Source organism: Nostoc sp. (assembly GCF_036917535.1).
Lineage (GTDB): Bacteria > Cyanobacteriota > Cyanobacteriia > Cyanobacteriales > Nostocaceae > Nostoc.
Genome location: NZ_JBALDA010000052.1, coordinates 90,808 through 104,993 on the forward strand (window position 1 = coordinate 90,808; position 14,186 = coordinate 104,993).

At 42.2% G+C, this 14,186-nt stretch carries 14 protein-coding genes; 8 read left to right on the top strand and 6 right to left on the bottom strand.

Annotated features, from left to right (window positions below; all coding sequences use genetic code 11):
* The first annotated feature begins 74 nt into the window (after positions 1-74).
* Positions 75-932 carry a LysR family transcriptional regulator gene (locus V7K56_RS17330; RefSeq protein WP_442940084.1) on the top strand — a complete coding sequence of 286 codons (858 nt, stop codon included), beginning with the start codon at positions 75-77 and terminating at the stop codon, positions 930-932.
* Positions 933-1,197: 265 nt separating this feature from the next.
* On the opposite strand, the gene cysH is transcribed toward V7K56_RS17330, so the two are convergent.
* Positions 1,198-1,923 (bottom strand): phosphoadenosine phosphosulfate reductase, encoded by a 726-nt coding sequence (gene cysH, locus V7K56_RS17335; RefSeq protein WP_334912101.1) that lies wholly within the window; start codon positions 1,921-1,923, stop codon positions 1,198-1,200.
* An 838-nt stretch (positions 1,924-2,761) separates the two neighbouring features.
* The gene (locus V7K56_RS17340) at positions 2,762-4,351 is read right to left on the bottom strand and encodes a DHA2 family efflux MFS transporter permease subunit (RefSeq protein ID WP_334912102.1); all 1,590 of its coding nucleotides are present in this window, start codon (positions 4,349-4,351) and stop codon (positions 2,762-2,764) included.
* Positions 4,352-4,627: 276 nt separating this feature from the next.
* Here V7K56_RS17340 and V7K56_RS17345 point away from each other — a divergent pair, with 276 nt between their 5' ends.
* Positions 4,628-5,224 (top strand): TetR/AcrR family transcriptional regulator, encoded by a 597-nt coding sequence (locus V7K56_RS17345; RefSeq protein ID WP_334912103.1) that lies wholly within the window; start codon positions 4,628-4,630, stop codon positions 5,222-5,224.
* 265 nt (positions 5,225-5,489) lie between these two features.
* On the opposite strand, the gene patD is transcribed toward V7K56_RS17345, so the two are convergent.
* The gene (gene patD, locus V7K56_RS17350; RefSeq protein WP_334912104.1) at positions 5,490-5,843 is read right to left on the bottom strand and encodes a heterocyst frequency control protein PatD; all 354 of its coding nucleotides are present in this window, start codon (positions 5,841-5,843) and stop codon (positions 5,490-5,492) included.
* A gap of 315 nt (positions 5,844-6,158) precedes the next feature.
* Between patD and V7K56_RS17355 the strand changes: the two genes are divergently transcribed.
* The gene (locus V7K56_RS17355) at positions 6,159-8,429 is read left to right on the top strand and encodes a RelA/SpoT family protein (protein WP_334912149.1); all 2,271 of its coding nucleotides are present in this window, start codon (positions 6,159-6,161) and stop codon (positions 8,427-8,429) included.
* Between the two features lie 91 nt (positions 8,430-8,520).
* Here V7K56_RS17355 and V7K56_RS17360 read toward each other — a convergent pair whose 3' ends face one another.
* Positions 8,521-9,717 carry a HAMP domain-containing sensor histidine kinase gene (locus V7K56_RS17360; protein WP_334912105.1) on the bottom strand — a complete coding sequence of 399 codons (1,197 nt, stop codon included), beginning with the start codon at positions 9,715-9,717 and terminating at the stop codon, positions 8,521-8,523.
* 255 nt (positions 9,718-9,972) lie between these two features.
* Between V7K56_RS17360 and V7K56_RS17365 the strand changes: the two genes are divergently transcribed.
* A complete protein-coding gene (locus V7K56_RS17365; RefSeq protein ID WP_442940080.1) occupies positions 9,973-10,263 on the top strand; it encodes a hypothetical protein in 291 nt (96 codons plus the stop codon).
* 92 nt (positions 10,264-10,355) lie between these two features.
* Here V7K56_RS17365 and V7K56_RS17370 read toward each other — a convergent pair whose 3' ends face one another.
* Positions 10,356-10,661 carry a hypothetical protein gene (locus V7K56_RS17370; protein WP_334912106.1) on the bottom strand — a complete coding sequence of 102 codons (306 nt, stop codon included), beginning with the start codon at positions 10,659-10,661 and terminating at the stop codon, positions 10,356-10,358.
* A complete protein-coding gene (locus V7K56_RS17375; protein WP_334912107.1) occupies positions 10,648-10,926 on the bottom strand; it encodes a BrnT family toxin in 279 nt (92 codons plus the stop codon). Before V7K56_RS17375 ends, V7K56_RS17370 begins: the two co-directional genes overlap by 14 nt.
* A gap of 180 nt (positions 10,927-11,106) precedes the next feature.
* On the opposite strand from V7K56_RS17375, the gene V7K56_RS17380 reads away from it, so the two are divergent.
* The 4 genes from V7K56_RS17380 (at position 11,107) to V7K56_RS17395 (ending at position 14,163) form a co-directional block, all read left to right on the top strand.
* On the top strand, positions 11,107-11,823 hold the full coding sequence (locus tag V7K56_RS17380) for a class I SAM-dependent methyltransferase (protein WP_334912108.1): 717 nt from the start codon (positions 11,107-11,109) through the stop codon (positions 11,821-11,823).
* Positions 11,824-12,241: 418 nt separating this feature from the next.
* Positions 12,242-13,321, top strand: coding sequence for a M4 family metallopeptidase (locus tag V7K56_RS17385; RefSeq protein WP_334912109.1), 1,080 nt, complete (start codon positions 12,242-12,244; stop codon positions 13,319-13,321).
* A gap of 150 nt (positions 13,322-13,471) precedes the next feature.
* The gene (locus V7K56_RS17390; RefSeq protein ID WP_334912110.1) at positions 13,472-13,768 is read left to right on the top strand and encodes a protealysin inhibitor emfourin; all 297 of its coding nucleotides are present in this window, start codon (positions 13,472-13,474) and stop codon (positions 13,766-13,768) included.
* Complete coding sequence (locus tag V7K56_RS17395; protein WP_334912111.1) at positions 13,765-14,163, top strand: nuclear transport factor 2 family protein; 399 nt, start codon at positions 13,765-13,767, stop codon at positions 14,161-14,163. Before V7K56_RS17390 ends, V7K56_RS17395 begins: the two co-directional genes overlap by 4 nt.
* Positions 14,164-14,186: the final 23 nt, after the last annotated feature.

A 14,186-nucleotide genomic window follows, 5' to 3' on the forward strand; every position in this document is an offset into this window, starting at 1 on the left:
TTAATGAAAAATATGCAGTAATGAAGCGAGATGAACTAAACGACCTAGCCGCCTTCGTCGTAGTTGCTGACGAGATGAGCTTTACACGCGCCGCAGTGAAACTAGGCATGTCTGCCTCTGCCTTGAGCCATGCCATGAGAGCGCTCGAAGACCGTCTTGGGATACGACTGCTGGCGCGAACGACCCGAAAAGTCTCGACGACTGAAGCGGGTGAGCGACTGTTAAGAACACTGCGACCTGCCTTTGAGGACATCAGCGCCGAACTGACTGCCTTGAGTGAACTGCGGGACAAGCCTGCTGGGACAGTACGCATTACTACGTTTAAGCACGCCGCGACTTCGATCCTGTGTCCCATGCTGCCCGGTTTTCTCGAAACCTATCCCGATATCCGCATCGAGATCACGACCGATGAAGGACTGACCGACATTATTTCGAGTCGCTACGATGCTGGCATCCGGTTTGGTGAGAAGGTTGCTAAAGATATGATTGCGGTGCGAATCAGCTCAGAGGTCCGCTGGGCAACGGTTGGATCGCCCGCCTATTTTGCCCACCACCCGATTCCCAAGACCCCACAAGATCTTGCTGAACATTGCTGCATCAATTACCGATTCATAACTTCTGGAAGTCTCTACCCTTGGGAGTTTGAGCGAGATGGGCGATCGTTTCAGGTGAGAGTTGATGGATCGCTCATCTTCAATGACAGTGATTTGATTCTAGCGGCAGCATTGGCAGGACAAGGAATTGGGTATCTCTTGGAGGATCATCAAATTGTCGAGCTTGTGGCTGAGGGTCAGTTAATTCAAGTCTTGGCAGAGTGGTGTCCGATAGTGCCTGGTTACTATCTCTACCATCCAAATCGCCGCCAAATTCCACCCGCATTAGCTGCACTGATTGATGTGCTGCGAATTCAATCAGATAACGAGCAACATTAAGGATATTAGACAGGGTGTAACTACTTTATTTGGTTTTTTGGTGTGATTAATATTGTAGTTCTAGGAATCATATCTAGTAAAGCTTACCTGATTGAACTGGTTTTGGTTGTTGTGTTAGTTTGGCTGGATTTAATAGCAGTGGAACAAATGACCAATGACTATAGACATCTCCAGAAATTAATATAACCATTATTCGTTGCCTTAAACCCTTGTAGAGACGTAGTACTGCTACGTCTCTACACTCATTTTCAAAGATGACTAATAACTAAATATGAATTCCACATTCTGTTTTATCACTTCCCCGCCAGCGTCCGGCGCGTTCGTCTTCGCCTTCAGCTACTTTGGTGGTAATGGGTTGGTCGCCTATGCTGGGATAACCTTTGTCATGAAGGGGGTTGTAGATGACTCCATGTTCAGCCACATAAAGCCAGCTGTCTTGACGTGTCCAAGTAGCTATGGGATTTACTTTCAGCCGACCTTTACCGTCTAATTCAAATATAGGCATATTCGCCCGGGTTACTGCTTGGTCACGGCGACGTCCGGTAATCCAAGCAACGCTGTTGAGTTCGTCTAAACCCCGTAATAATGGTTCAATTTTTGTAATATTGTGGAATTGGGCAATATCCTTGTCCCAAAGTTTGTCGCCGTATTTGGTTTCAAAGGCTTCGCGAGTGTCTACATCTGGAGTTTTGTAAGTTTGCAAATCCAGATTATAAATTTGTTTGGCTTTGGCTACTAATTCTAGGCTTTCAGGGAAGTGGTGCAAGGTATCGAGAAAGATCACAGGAACGGGATGCTTCAGTTCACTGTAAAGAATATGGGTAATTATCATGTCATCCACGTTAAAAGCGCTTGTTTGCACCAGTCCCGTTGGGATATTCTCTATAGACCATGCCAGTATTTCTTTGGGAGTGGCAGTTTCAAATTGCTCATTTAATTTTTCTAAGTCAAAAGCGATCGCTTGGTTTCTAGATGCTGTGGAGACTGTCATGATAATTTTCTGTTCAAATATTTCTACCTTGATTAAGATCGATCTTACTCCATTAAGACGCCTATTCCGCTCGGATATAAGGTAATTATTATGTGCGGAAATTACTACATTTTGAGCATGGGGAATAAGACAAGGCGACAATAACAATAACTATATTCACTATTGTTATAAATTATACATAAATATTTATAGCAGTATTTATGAAGAAACTTTACAGTAATTTAAGTTTTGCATGATTTTTATAGATATTTATACTGATTTTGATATGGTTAAGGAACTATTAATAAAAGGGATTTTACTTAAATGAACAATGCAAAATTCAACAATCCATTGGGGCAATCTATAATTATGGGCGCTTTAATGATGTTAACTAGCGTTGGAATTATTACAATCATGAACTTTTTCTAAGATTAAGATTTCTCATTTTAGCAATAAGACTTCACATCCTCCTGCTCAAAACTGAGTGGGACTTTTATTTTTTTCATCCAGCTCAATCAGTATGTATTAATTTTCTGTTGTGACTTTCGGCAGAGAATAATTATGAAGGCGTGTTATTACGTAGTTTTGCAGTCAAAAAATTTAGAATAAGGATGCGATCGCTATTTCTTTTACCTTAGTACAACACGGCGGAAATAAATATACCCCTGACGCTCGAGGACTCGCTAACGCTGCGCTAACGGCAGTTCCTCATGGGGAGCCAGTGCGTTGGGCGGCTCTGCCGACTTGAAGCAACTGGCGTGGGAACCCCCTCTGAGCGACTGCCTCACCATTTCAAATGGCGCAAGAGCTTAAAATACAATTCTTTTGACTTTTGACTTCCGCCTTCCGCCTTGCGGTACTAGTGCCCGACTGGCGCTTTTGCTCCTGCACCGCCTTTACCCAGAAATAGCAACAGAGGTAATGAGCAAAGAAACCCTACCCCTACCACTCGAAAGCAATCTGCGTAAGACAAAACCGCAGCTTGAATATCTACTGTTTGACTTAATAAAGCTAGTGCTTGTTGTTGTGCTGTTGTCGCATCCATGCCTTGACTTTGAAGTGCCCCATTGAGTAAGTCGAGGCGCTGAGTGGTTTCTGGGTCATAAGGACTAAGTTTTGTTAAGAGGATGGCTCGATGAAAAGCTTCTCGTCGGTCAAGCAAAGTGGTGAGTAGAGCAATGCCTATGCTACCACCCAGTTGTCGGGTGAGGTTGTAGAAACCAGAGCCGGCAGAAATATCCTGTTTGGGTAGCGGGCCTAAAACCGCCAAACTCAAAGGAAGAAACATCAACACAGTAAAAGCCCCACGCCAAACCAATGGCCAAAATAAATCATCTATGCCAGTTTGTGGGGTAATTGCTGCTAGTTGAAACATGACTCCAGACGAGCCGACAGCGCCCATTGCAATTAAAAATCGGGCATCAATTTTACTAGACAGTTTGCCTAATAAAACCATAACGATCGCAGACGCTAAAGCACCGGGTGCTAACAATAGTCCTGTCTGCGTTGCCGTAAATTGCAGCACACTCTGAGCAAATATCGGCACAGCAAAGAGTGTGCCATAAAGCCCCATACCCACCACTGCTGAGAGAACGCTTCCCGCAGCTAAAGAACGGTGGCGCAAAACTTTCAAATCCACAGCAGGGTGATCTGTTTTCACTTCCCGCCAAATAAACAACCCCAAGCTGATAATACTAGTGATCGCTAACGTCGTAATAAAATCGGAGGAAAACCAGTCGTCTTGCTCTCCTTCCTCTAACAAAGTTTGCATACAGCCAATGGCAACGACTAAAAACCCGATCCCTAACCAATCGACGGTTTGGCTTTTTATCTTGCTTTTATCTTTGTCTTTGGGCAAAAACATGAAAGACATTGTTACTGCAACGATCCCGAAGGGAATATTAACAAAGAAAATCCACCGCCAGCCTAAACCATCTACCAAAAATCCTCCCAAAGTTGGGCCGATGGCTGGACCAGAAATTACACCTACCCCAAAAACTGCCTGTGCTAAACCTTGCTCAGCAGGTGGAAAAGTCTCAAATAAAATCGTTTGGGCTTTAGCTAGCAACCCACCACCACATAAACCTTGAAGAATTCGAGAAATAACTAGCATTGGCAGATTAAATGCCAAACCACATAAAACCGAGGCCAAAGTAAAGCCAATCAACGAGAAGATAAAGTAGGTTTTGCGTCCAAAGTAATCTCCCAGCCATGCAGATAAGGGAATTAAAACAACATTTGCGATCGCATATCCAGTTACCACCCAACCTACTTCACTGACAGTTGCACCCAAACTAGCCTGTATATCTGTCAGGGCAACGTTAACAATACTAGTATCAATTACTTCTAATATCGCACCAATAGAAGCCGTAAAAGCGATCGCCCATTTCAATGGACCGTGGACATAACCAAATTCGTCAAAACTAGAACCTTTAATGTTAGTAGCCATTATTTAGCACAAATAATATTTAGCAGATGTCAAACAATGTCAAAGCTTTGCGACGCTTACGCCAAAGCTAAAATTAAGTATTGTATATATACGCTACGGTAGCGTATCATATAAAAATGGTCAAGAGAGTTTTTCCTCAAATGTGGCAGAAATACTTATGCTAAAGATGGATGGTCATTGTTGCTGTTTTAGTGCATGAGAATTGGGTTATAAGGCTTATTTGTTTCTCAAATGGAGCAAATGGACAAGAAGATATTGCTTAGGGATGATATTTTTATGAGTAAGCAAATCAACATCACTTCTGGACGCCCACGCAGCATCCACGCCGACCAAGCGATTTTGCAAGCGACCTTAGACTTGCTTGCAGAGGTAGGATATGAAAGCATGAGTATAGAAGCGATCGCTGCTCGTGCTGGAGTTGGTAAAACAACCATCTATCGGCGTTACACTTCCAAAGAAGAACTCGTAGCAGACGCGATAGAAAGTCTCAGAGATGATTTAGCGATCCCCGATACTGGCAGCTTTTGGGGAGACATGAATATCCTGATTAAGAATGCTGCCAAAAAAATAGATAGTCCCCTTGGTCGTCAGACACTAGCCTTGATCGTTAGTACAGCGTCTAGCAATCCTCAGTTTGCCGAGGTCTATTGGACAAAATATACGAAACTCCGACGTGAAGCCTTTTCAAAAATACTTGAGCGTGCCAAATCTAGAGGTGAAATTCACAAGGATGCAGACGTAGACTTAATTATCGACCTTGTAAGCGGTTCACTATATTATGCATTGATTTTCAAACCCACAACCGAGCCAGTAGAAGCATACATGCGCCGCACCATGAATCTTCTCCTTAAAGGTATTGGGAATGGGGAATAGGGCATGGGGCATGGGAAAGAGGCAGGGGAGCAGAGGAGACAAGGAGGACAAGGGGGAATTATTGAACAAGTCTCTCTCCGAAGTTTTGATCGCCGGAAGCCGGCGCTCAGACTTCTCTCCTTGTCTTCCCCCTCTTCCTTGTCTACTTGTCTCTTCTCCATGCCCTGTTTGCCCAATGCCCATTTCCAACTTGTTGCCAAAATAACTTTTCACGAACGGTCATAAATGAGATGATGGAGAAATTAGAGAAAAAGGTGAACAATTGTTATTTTTCTCCCTCCGCTTCTGGTTGCAGAATGGCATCACAGTATTGAATGAGAGTTGTCAAGCGATCGCTAATCGTTTGAAGTCTCGTTTGTGCAGTAGATGCCTGCCGCGCTCCTTGGAAAAACATCACATCTATTGCCAAAAGGTGCAATTGCTTGCTCATCTCCGTTTGATAAGACTGCACTCGCCAGTTTTCATCAGCCAAAGGCACAATCTGCTGCCCGAAAAATTGCTGCAACGTGGCTGCACGCTGCCGCAGTTCTGGCGCAACGATTTGGGTAGTTGTGGCATCGGAGCGTAATTGCTCTAACAAAGTTACGAATGCCAGATATTTCTCACGATTTAAAGACATCCAGTGCTAGTTAAGATAGTATTAATGTCAAGTAATTTTTCTTTTACAATAAACTTTCTTAAAGACTTATCAGCACTAAAAGCCTCAAATCGTGATTTGGGGCTTTGTTTGCCATCAATGAATTTTCTTTCTTTAACGATTTTTGAAACTCAAACTGGATGACTACCAGACGCTCCTGTGTCGCTAACGCAATTGCAGAATCATCCTTACACTGCTTTTTCCACGCGTCTTTGGGCAACAGCATCTTTTCAGGGTGATGCTGCTAGTTTTATTTATCATTCACTTATCTACCGATTCTCTCTAAACCCAAATTGTATGAGCAGTATAGCGATAAATTCATCAGTTGACCTTGCCATTCCCGAATGGTTAAAAAAATGTTTGAAGGAGTCATCGACAAGTAGCGGCGCAGCGGAAGATGACCGAAGGCATAATGATGCAGTCTTAATTGGTCGAGCATTTGAATTTGCTTACCAATTGCATGAAGGTCAATATCGCAAATCGGGAGAACCATACATTGCTCATCCCATTGCTGTGGCTGAATTGCTGCGTGACTTGGGAGGCAGTGCTACTATGATAGCAGCTGGATTTCTCCATGATGTCGTTGAAGATACAGAAGTTACAAGTCAAGAAATAGAAGAACGCTTTGGCCAAGAAGTGCGGCAATTGGTCGAAGGTGTTACCAAGCTTTCTAAAATCAATTTCACCAGCAAAACCGAAAGTCAAGCCGAAAACTTCCGGCGGATGTTTTTGGCAATGGCGCAAGATATTCGGGTAATTGTCGTAAAATTAGCAGATCGTTTGCATAATATGCGAACTTTACAATATATGTCAGAGGCCAGCCGCCGCCGCAGTGCCCAAGAAACGCGAGATATATTCGCACCCTTAGCCAATCGCTTGGGAATTTGGCGGATTAAATGGGAACTGGAAGATTTGGCTTTTAAGTATTTGGAACCGGAAGCTTTTCGCGAAATGCAGCAGCATGTTTCCGAAAAACGGACGGCGCGAGAAGAGAAGTTGGCCAAATCTACAGAGATTTTGCGGGAACGTTTGCAGCAAGCTGGAATTCCCTGCCAGGAGATTAGCGGTCGTCCCAAGCACCTTTATAGCATCTACCAAAAAATGCAACGGCAGCAAAAGGAATTTCATGAAATTTATGATTTAGCAGCGCTGCGGATTATTGTTCAAACCAATGAAGAATGCTATCGGGCGTTGGCGATTGTTCATGATGCTTTTCGCCCAATTCCTGGGAGATTTAAGGACTACATTGGATTACCAAAACCTAACCGTTACCAGTCGTTGCATACTGGGGTGATTGGATTAACAGGTCGTCCTTTGGAGGTGCAAATTCGGACAATCGAAATGCATCATATTGCTGAGTATGGGATTGCCGCCCATTGGAAGTATAAAGAGACAGGAGGTTCTAGTATTAGTCATTTGACAGACACAGATGACAAGTTTACTTGGCTGCGGCAACTACTGGAATGGCAAACCGATCTCAAGGATGCACAAGAATACCTTGATAGCGTCAAAGATAATCTATTTGAAGATGATGTTTATGTTTTCACCCCTAAGGGGGATGTTGTTCCTTTAAGTCCTGGTGCTACTACTATAGATTTTGCTTATCGTATTCATACAGAAGTGGGAAACCACTGTTCAGGGGCGCGGGTGAACGGGCGAATGGTACCGCTGTCAACGCGGCTGCAAAATGGCGATATTGTAGAAGTTCTGACTCAAAAGAATTGCCATCCGAGTTTGGATTGGTTGAACTTTGTCAGAACTTCAGCGGCGAAATATCGAATAAAACAATGGTACAAGCGATCGCGCCGCGAAGAAAATGTCGCGCGTGGACGAGAGTTGTTAGAAAAGGAACTTGGCAAAACTGGTTTTGATAGTCTGCTGAAGTCAGATGCGATGCAGATTGTCACCGAAAAGTGTAACTACCATAGCGTGGAAGATTTACTTGCCGGTTTGGGTTACGGAGAAATTACGTTAAACCTAGTGCTAAATCGTTGGCGGGAAGTAGCAAAAGGACAACAACCAGTTTCCAATGTGTCGCTATTTATCCCCAAAGAACCAGCGACATCAAAAGCTTTGCGAGATGCACCTCCAACTACCTCACGTTCTACTGATTCGCCAATTTTTGGGGTGGAAGGTTTGGTGTATTATTTAGCTGGGTGTTGTACCCCGATTCCTGGCGAACCAATTATTGGTGTGGTGACGCGAGGTAGGGGGATTTCAATTCATCGCCAAGGCTGCCATAATCTGGAAACTGTGGAGTTTGAACGCTTAGTACCGGTTAGGTGGAACCCAAGCGCTGAAAATAGTGGTCGTCCGCATACGTACCCAATAGAAGTTCAAATTGAAGCTCTGGATCGCGTAGGAGTGCTAAAGGATATTTTGTCACGGTTAAGTGACCAAGGTATCAATGTCCGTCATGCTCAGGTGAAAACCTCTACTGGTCAACCAGCATTGATCGACTTAGGAATAGATATACGCGATCGCTCTCAACTAGAGCAAGTATTCATCCAAATTAAGAAAATGAGCGACATTTTGAATATCCGCCGCGTTGGTCAAATTGACGAGTAGATATGCCAATTTTAGGTGCGTTACACTGCGTTAACGCACCAGTTTAAGTTGCAATTTTACTCTCAAGTTTTGAATTTTAGGAAAGCGACAGTCATACCTGAACGATTGCTTCTAATGGCAAAATTACTGTAAATGTAGACCCTTTTCCTATCTGTGAATCTACTTTAATTTCACCATCCATTAATTGAACGAATCGAGAAACTATTGCTAAACCTAATCCTGTACCATCAGAACTTTGCACTTGGGGAGAAGTTACTTCTCGAAAATAAGGATTGAAAATTTTTGCTTGAGCATCTGGTGAAATACCAATACCACTATCAGTAACGGAGATAGCCCACTGCTGTTGAGATAACGTCCAGCACTGCAAATGAATTGAACCAGATTCTGTGTAGCGAATTGCGTTACTCAACAGATTTATTAGAATTTGCTGAAGCCGAAGAGGATCTGTGTTAACTTGACTTGGGGCGCGATCGCATTCAACAATCAAGGATAATTCTTTCGCACGCGCTAATGGCTCAATCATCTCTAAAATAGAGTTGATTAAACTACGCACATCGGTTAAAGTCGGCTGCAATTTCATCTGTCCGGCATTATAACGCGAAATTTCCAGAGTATCGTTAATTAACCGCACAAGAAGTCTACCACTCTTGAGAACTCGCTCGATACTTTCAAGATTTGTATAGGTGTCTTTGAGTTCTGATTGCTGACGCTGCTGGCGCAGAAATAAGTCTGCGTAACCGATGATTGAAGTCAAGGGCGTTTTCAGTTCATGAGCCAAATGAGAGAGGCTATCTTTATTAGCACTAACCAAACGAGTTAGCTCTTGGTTAGTTAACCGCAACTGACTTTGGAGTTGTTTAAGCTCTTGTAATCGTCCTTGAGTATAACTATTAAAGCATCGGGCGATCGCTTCATCAATTACTGTATCAATCAAGCGAACAGCCCTTAGCACTTCTTGTGCAGATCCTTGTAATAAATCTTCTTCTAAAAATGAAAAAATCACAAACCGCAGTAAACGATACTCTCGCGCAATTTCCTCTGGTTCAAATCCCTGTTCAGCACGAAGTGTACCGTGTTCTAAACTTGCATCTACTACTGTCTGCAAATCGCTCGTTTCAGATTCAGAAAGTACTGTTGCTAATGCTTTCAAAACGCGGGGTAAGCTATCCTTTACAGCATTGAAAGTCAGTTCATTAGTAGCTTCAATTTGTTCATCTTGGTAAACCGCTTCTACCCATTGATCGAGAATGGCATCACTTTTTGCAATTAGAGTTTGACTAAAATCCATTTTTTGCCCAACCAAACACAGTTAGCGCGAAGCCCCTTGCGCTAGAGCTAGCTTAGTGTATTTGATGTCTAGTTCGCAACTGATCGAAGATGGAGGTTAGTAGAAAAGACAGCTAATTGCTGAACTAATCACTTTATTGCAATTTGAATACCGATTCGCTTATTTCATCATAGAGGTAAGAGCGATCACTTAACCAAGTAGATTTTAGATCCAGCTACGGGAACGGGCACTTTTATTACTGAATTAATTGATTATTTGCCTAAAAATAGTCTGGAATATAAATATAAACATGAGATTCATTGTCATGAAGTGGCAATTTTGTCTTATTACATTGCTAACTTAAATATTGAATACACCTATAAACAAAAAATGGTTGTATATGAAGAATTTAAAAATCTTTGTTTTGTCGATACTCTTGAGCATACTTCTTTTGAAGGCAAGCAATTAGATTTGTTTGCTATGAGTGTTGAAAATACCGAAAGAATCAAGCAGCAAAATGAAACTGATGTCTCTGTGATTATGGGTAATAGACCCTACAATTGCTGAAAAATTCAATACATACCGCTTTGCAGATTACAAAGAACAAGTAATAGATTTACTACAAATAATCTGCACCGTTAACGTGGAAACAATGCAGATTATTCAACAGATTGAGGTGTAATCGATTCGTTATTTTTCGGGAACAGACTAATCAATGTGCGTAAAGCCTGATTGACAGCTTCTCCATTAGGAAAATACTTCTGTACATCAGGATCAAGCATCACTGCCCCATCTTCAAGGGTAAAGTGCTGTACAACAGTTGTCTCATCAGCTTGATGAATGGTAACAGTATGTCCACGCCGATAAGCTTGGTAATGCTTTCCACTAACACCATCAGTGAAATCGTACTCTGGAAGCATATCGTTATCTGTGATATCAGGCTGCTCAGAATTAACATTGTTCATAAACTTTCCGTTCTGCTTTTGTGTCTTGGCGGCAACTGATAATGCGAATATTGGATTGACGTTCTGTATAAACTACAACGAGTAACTCTCCTCGTAAAGAAAGACCAATATCAATGTATCGTTTTTCCTCAATTGAGTGGTCAGGATCAGTGATAGTAATCGAAAACGGATCATTGAATACAGTTTTTGCTTCCTCAAAGTTAATTCCATGCTTCTTGAGGTTTTCTTTGGCTTTTTTTTCATGCCATTCAAACCTCAATTCCACAGAACTACCCTCACTCTGACGAATTAAGCAAGCCTACCAATAATATTGTACGTTGTTTTTTAAAAAGTATATTTTAGTCCATACATTTTAATACTAAAAGTTCCTACCACCGATGTAGGATATACCTTAGTAATCATGGATGATTAATATTGATTAGTGTACTTATAAATTCCAATCCCCATGCAACAGTTATTTCCTGGAGAGGTATTTGCCAACACTGCTGATTTTGACAGTGGTATTCGCCAACTGTTACCGCGATACGATGAGATGTTGGAGGTAATTACCCGTTGTTTATCTTCCACAAGTCGGCGTATTTTAGAATTAGGCTGTGGTACAGGCGAACTTAGTCTCAAGATACTCAACCACTTTCCAAACGCCCAAGTAATTGCCTTAGATTACTCACCTAGAATGTTGCAATTTGCCCAAAATAAAATCACAGCAGTTGGATATCAACAACGCTGGACTGGTATACAAGCAGATTTTGGCGACTGGGTAAACAATCCAGAGAAATTGGATATTGGTAGCGAATTTGATGCTTGTGTCTCATCTTTGGCAATTCACCATCTCCAAGATGAGATGAAATTGAAGTTATTTGAGCGAATTGCTGCTAGCCTTACTCAAGACGGCTGTTTTTGGAATGCAGACCCTACTTTACCAGAATCACCAGCCTTAGCAGAAGTTTACAAGGTGGCACGAGAGGAATGGGCAGTTGAACAGGGAATTAATTTGATAGAGATCCGCGCTAAATTTGCTACCAGCACTACTCAAGGTTACTCTAGTCAAAACCAGCTAGCTAGCTTAGATACTCATTTACAAATGTTGAGCAAAGCTGGATTTAAGACAGTTGCAGTACCTTGGAAATATTACGGTCTAGCAGTGTTTGGTGGCTGTTTGTGAAAATTCTCGGTTTTAGATGCCTAGATTTGAGATTAGCCTGTCTCCAATAGGCATTTATCGCATTAACAGCTTGATAGTAACAAAACAGTAATAAATAATATTATTTCTCTCGATCGGAACTAATATATAAACGCATTAGGTCTGTAAAGGAGGTCTTGCTAACTCACACAAGAGTTTTGGCTGAAACTTGCAGTAATTAAGCTGGCTTTGTGTTTTTATACAATATTTCCACATCATAAGTACTCATGAGGGTACGATCAATCCTCTACAGACCTATCCAAAAATACAGAAACGTAGAAAATTTTCTTCAGAAAAGAAACCAGGAACACGCGATCTGGATTCGTTTTTCTGCTTTTTTCTCCAGTGGAGTTAAAGCCACTGTTTGCCATCACTTAGTTTCAAAAGGAGAATATCTTGGATGGCTCGAAATAAAAAGAAATCAGTCGGTTTCAAGCATGAGCAATCACCATACTCTAGATGCCCTATTTGTTGTATTATTCCACCCCATATACTAAAAAATGTCGTGGTGAATGGCAATCCCCAGCAACGTACTTGGGCATTTCATACATTAAATATTTCGGCACAATTTTTAGGACGAAGAAACGTCGTAGGTAACATCTCGTTTGCGCCTTCTCCCGGTGAGAAACGCCGCACCATCTACGATGCCAAAAATAGGCAGCAACTTCCTGGTACACTGGTGCGTGCTGAGGGCGATCCTCCCAGCAGCGATCCAACAGTGAATGAAGCATACGATGCTGCTGGTGCTACTTATGACTTGTTTAATGAGATGTTTGATCGCAATTCCATTGATGATAAAGGACTACGTTTAGACTCCACCGTGCATTATGGTGTCAAATATGACAATGCCTTTTGGAACGGCGACCAAATGGTTTATGGTGATGGCGACGGAGAACTATTTCAACGCTTCACCAAATCAATTGATGTGATTGGGCATGAGTTAACTCACGGTATAACCCAGTACGAAGCAGGTTTACAGTATTATGGCGAACCTGGGGCATTGAATGAGTCTTTTTCTGATGTCTTTGGTTCCTTGGTGAAACAAAAGACTAAAAATCAGACTGCACAAGAGGCAGATTGGCTGATTGGTGAAGGTCTTTTAGCATCAACTGTCAAAGGTGTTGCCCTCCGCTCCATGAAAACACCTGGAACAGCATACGATGACCCTGTAATGGGTAAAGATCCGCAACCAGCCCATATGAAAGATAAATACACAGGTACTGAAGATAATGCTGGAGTGCATATCAACTCAGGAATTCCTAACTATGCCTTTTATCTAGCGGCTGTTGACATTGGTGGGTATGCGTGGGAAAAAGCTGGCAAAATATGGTACATAGCTTTACGTGATCGCCTACGTGCGAAAGCAGATTTTAAAAAAGCTGCCAGTGTCACCATTCAAGTTGCTGGCGAACTCTATGGTAATGACAGTAATGAGCAAAAAGCTGTGCGAAATGCTTGGCAAAAGGTAGGAGTTATTTAGAGTTAGGAGTTAGGAGTGAGGAGTTTTTGACTCTCAACTTCTAACTTTTTTAGATGTGTTATTTGTTATTGCTAAACTGGGAGGTAAAAACTATCATCTCCCAGTCTTTGTATTTTCTCCTAACTCAGTAGCACAACGGAGAGCAAAAAAATGCGGATATCGTTTGAACGCACGGGCGGCTTTGCTGGGATTACCAAGAAAACCACTGTTGATACAGACACTCTCCCGCCAAATGAAGCTAGCACACTTCCACGACTGGTGGAAGCAGCTGATTTATTTAGGCTACCGGAACTAATTACTTCGCCAACTCCCCAGAGCGATCGCTTTCAGTATAAGTTAACAGTAGAAGATAACGGCAAGCAGCATACAGTGACAGTCAGTGAGTCAGCATTGCCAGGAACCTTAAGACCCCTAATTGAATGGCTACAGACCATAGCACAGAAATGACACAAGATTCAGAAAATACTTTACAAGTTGCTCAACAGGCATTTGATAATCTGACGCATGGTATGGCAACAGGAGAGTGGGAACCGTTGTTAGATATGCTCGCAGAAGATTTTACCCTTTGGTTTCTTATGGCAAAATTCCACGGGTTGAATGTAGGGAAAGAACGAGCTAGAGAATTTTTTGAGTACGTTTCTGAATCATTCAGTCCTGGATTGAAACTGGCTGGTCTAGACCGTGTTACGAGCAATGAAACGACAGCTGTTTTTGAGTTTCGGGATGAGGGGCTTTTGTTCGGACAGCCTTACAAAAATCGGGTAGCAGTTTCTTTTGATGTGCGTGGAGACAAAATTTGCGGCTATAGGTCATACTTTGGTAGCGATGGGAAATCCTATTAAATAATTCGTAATTCGTAATTCGC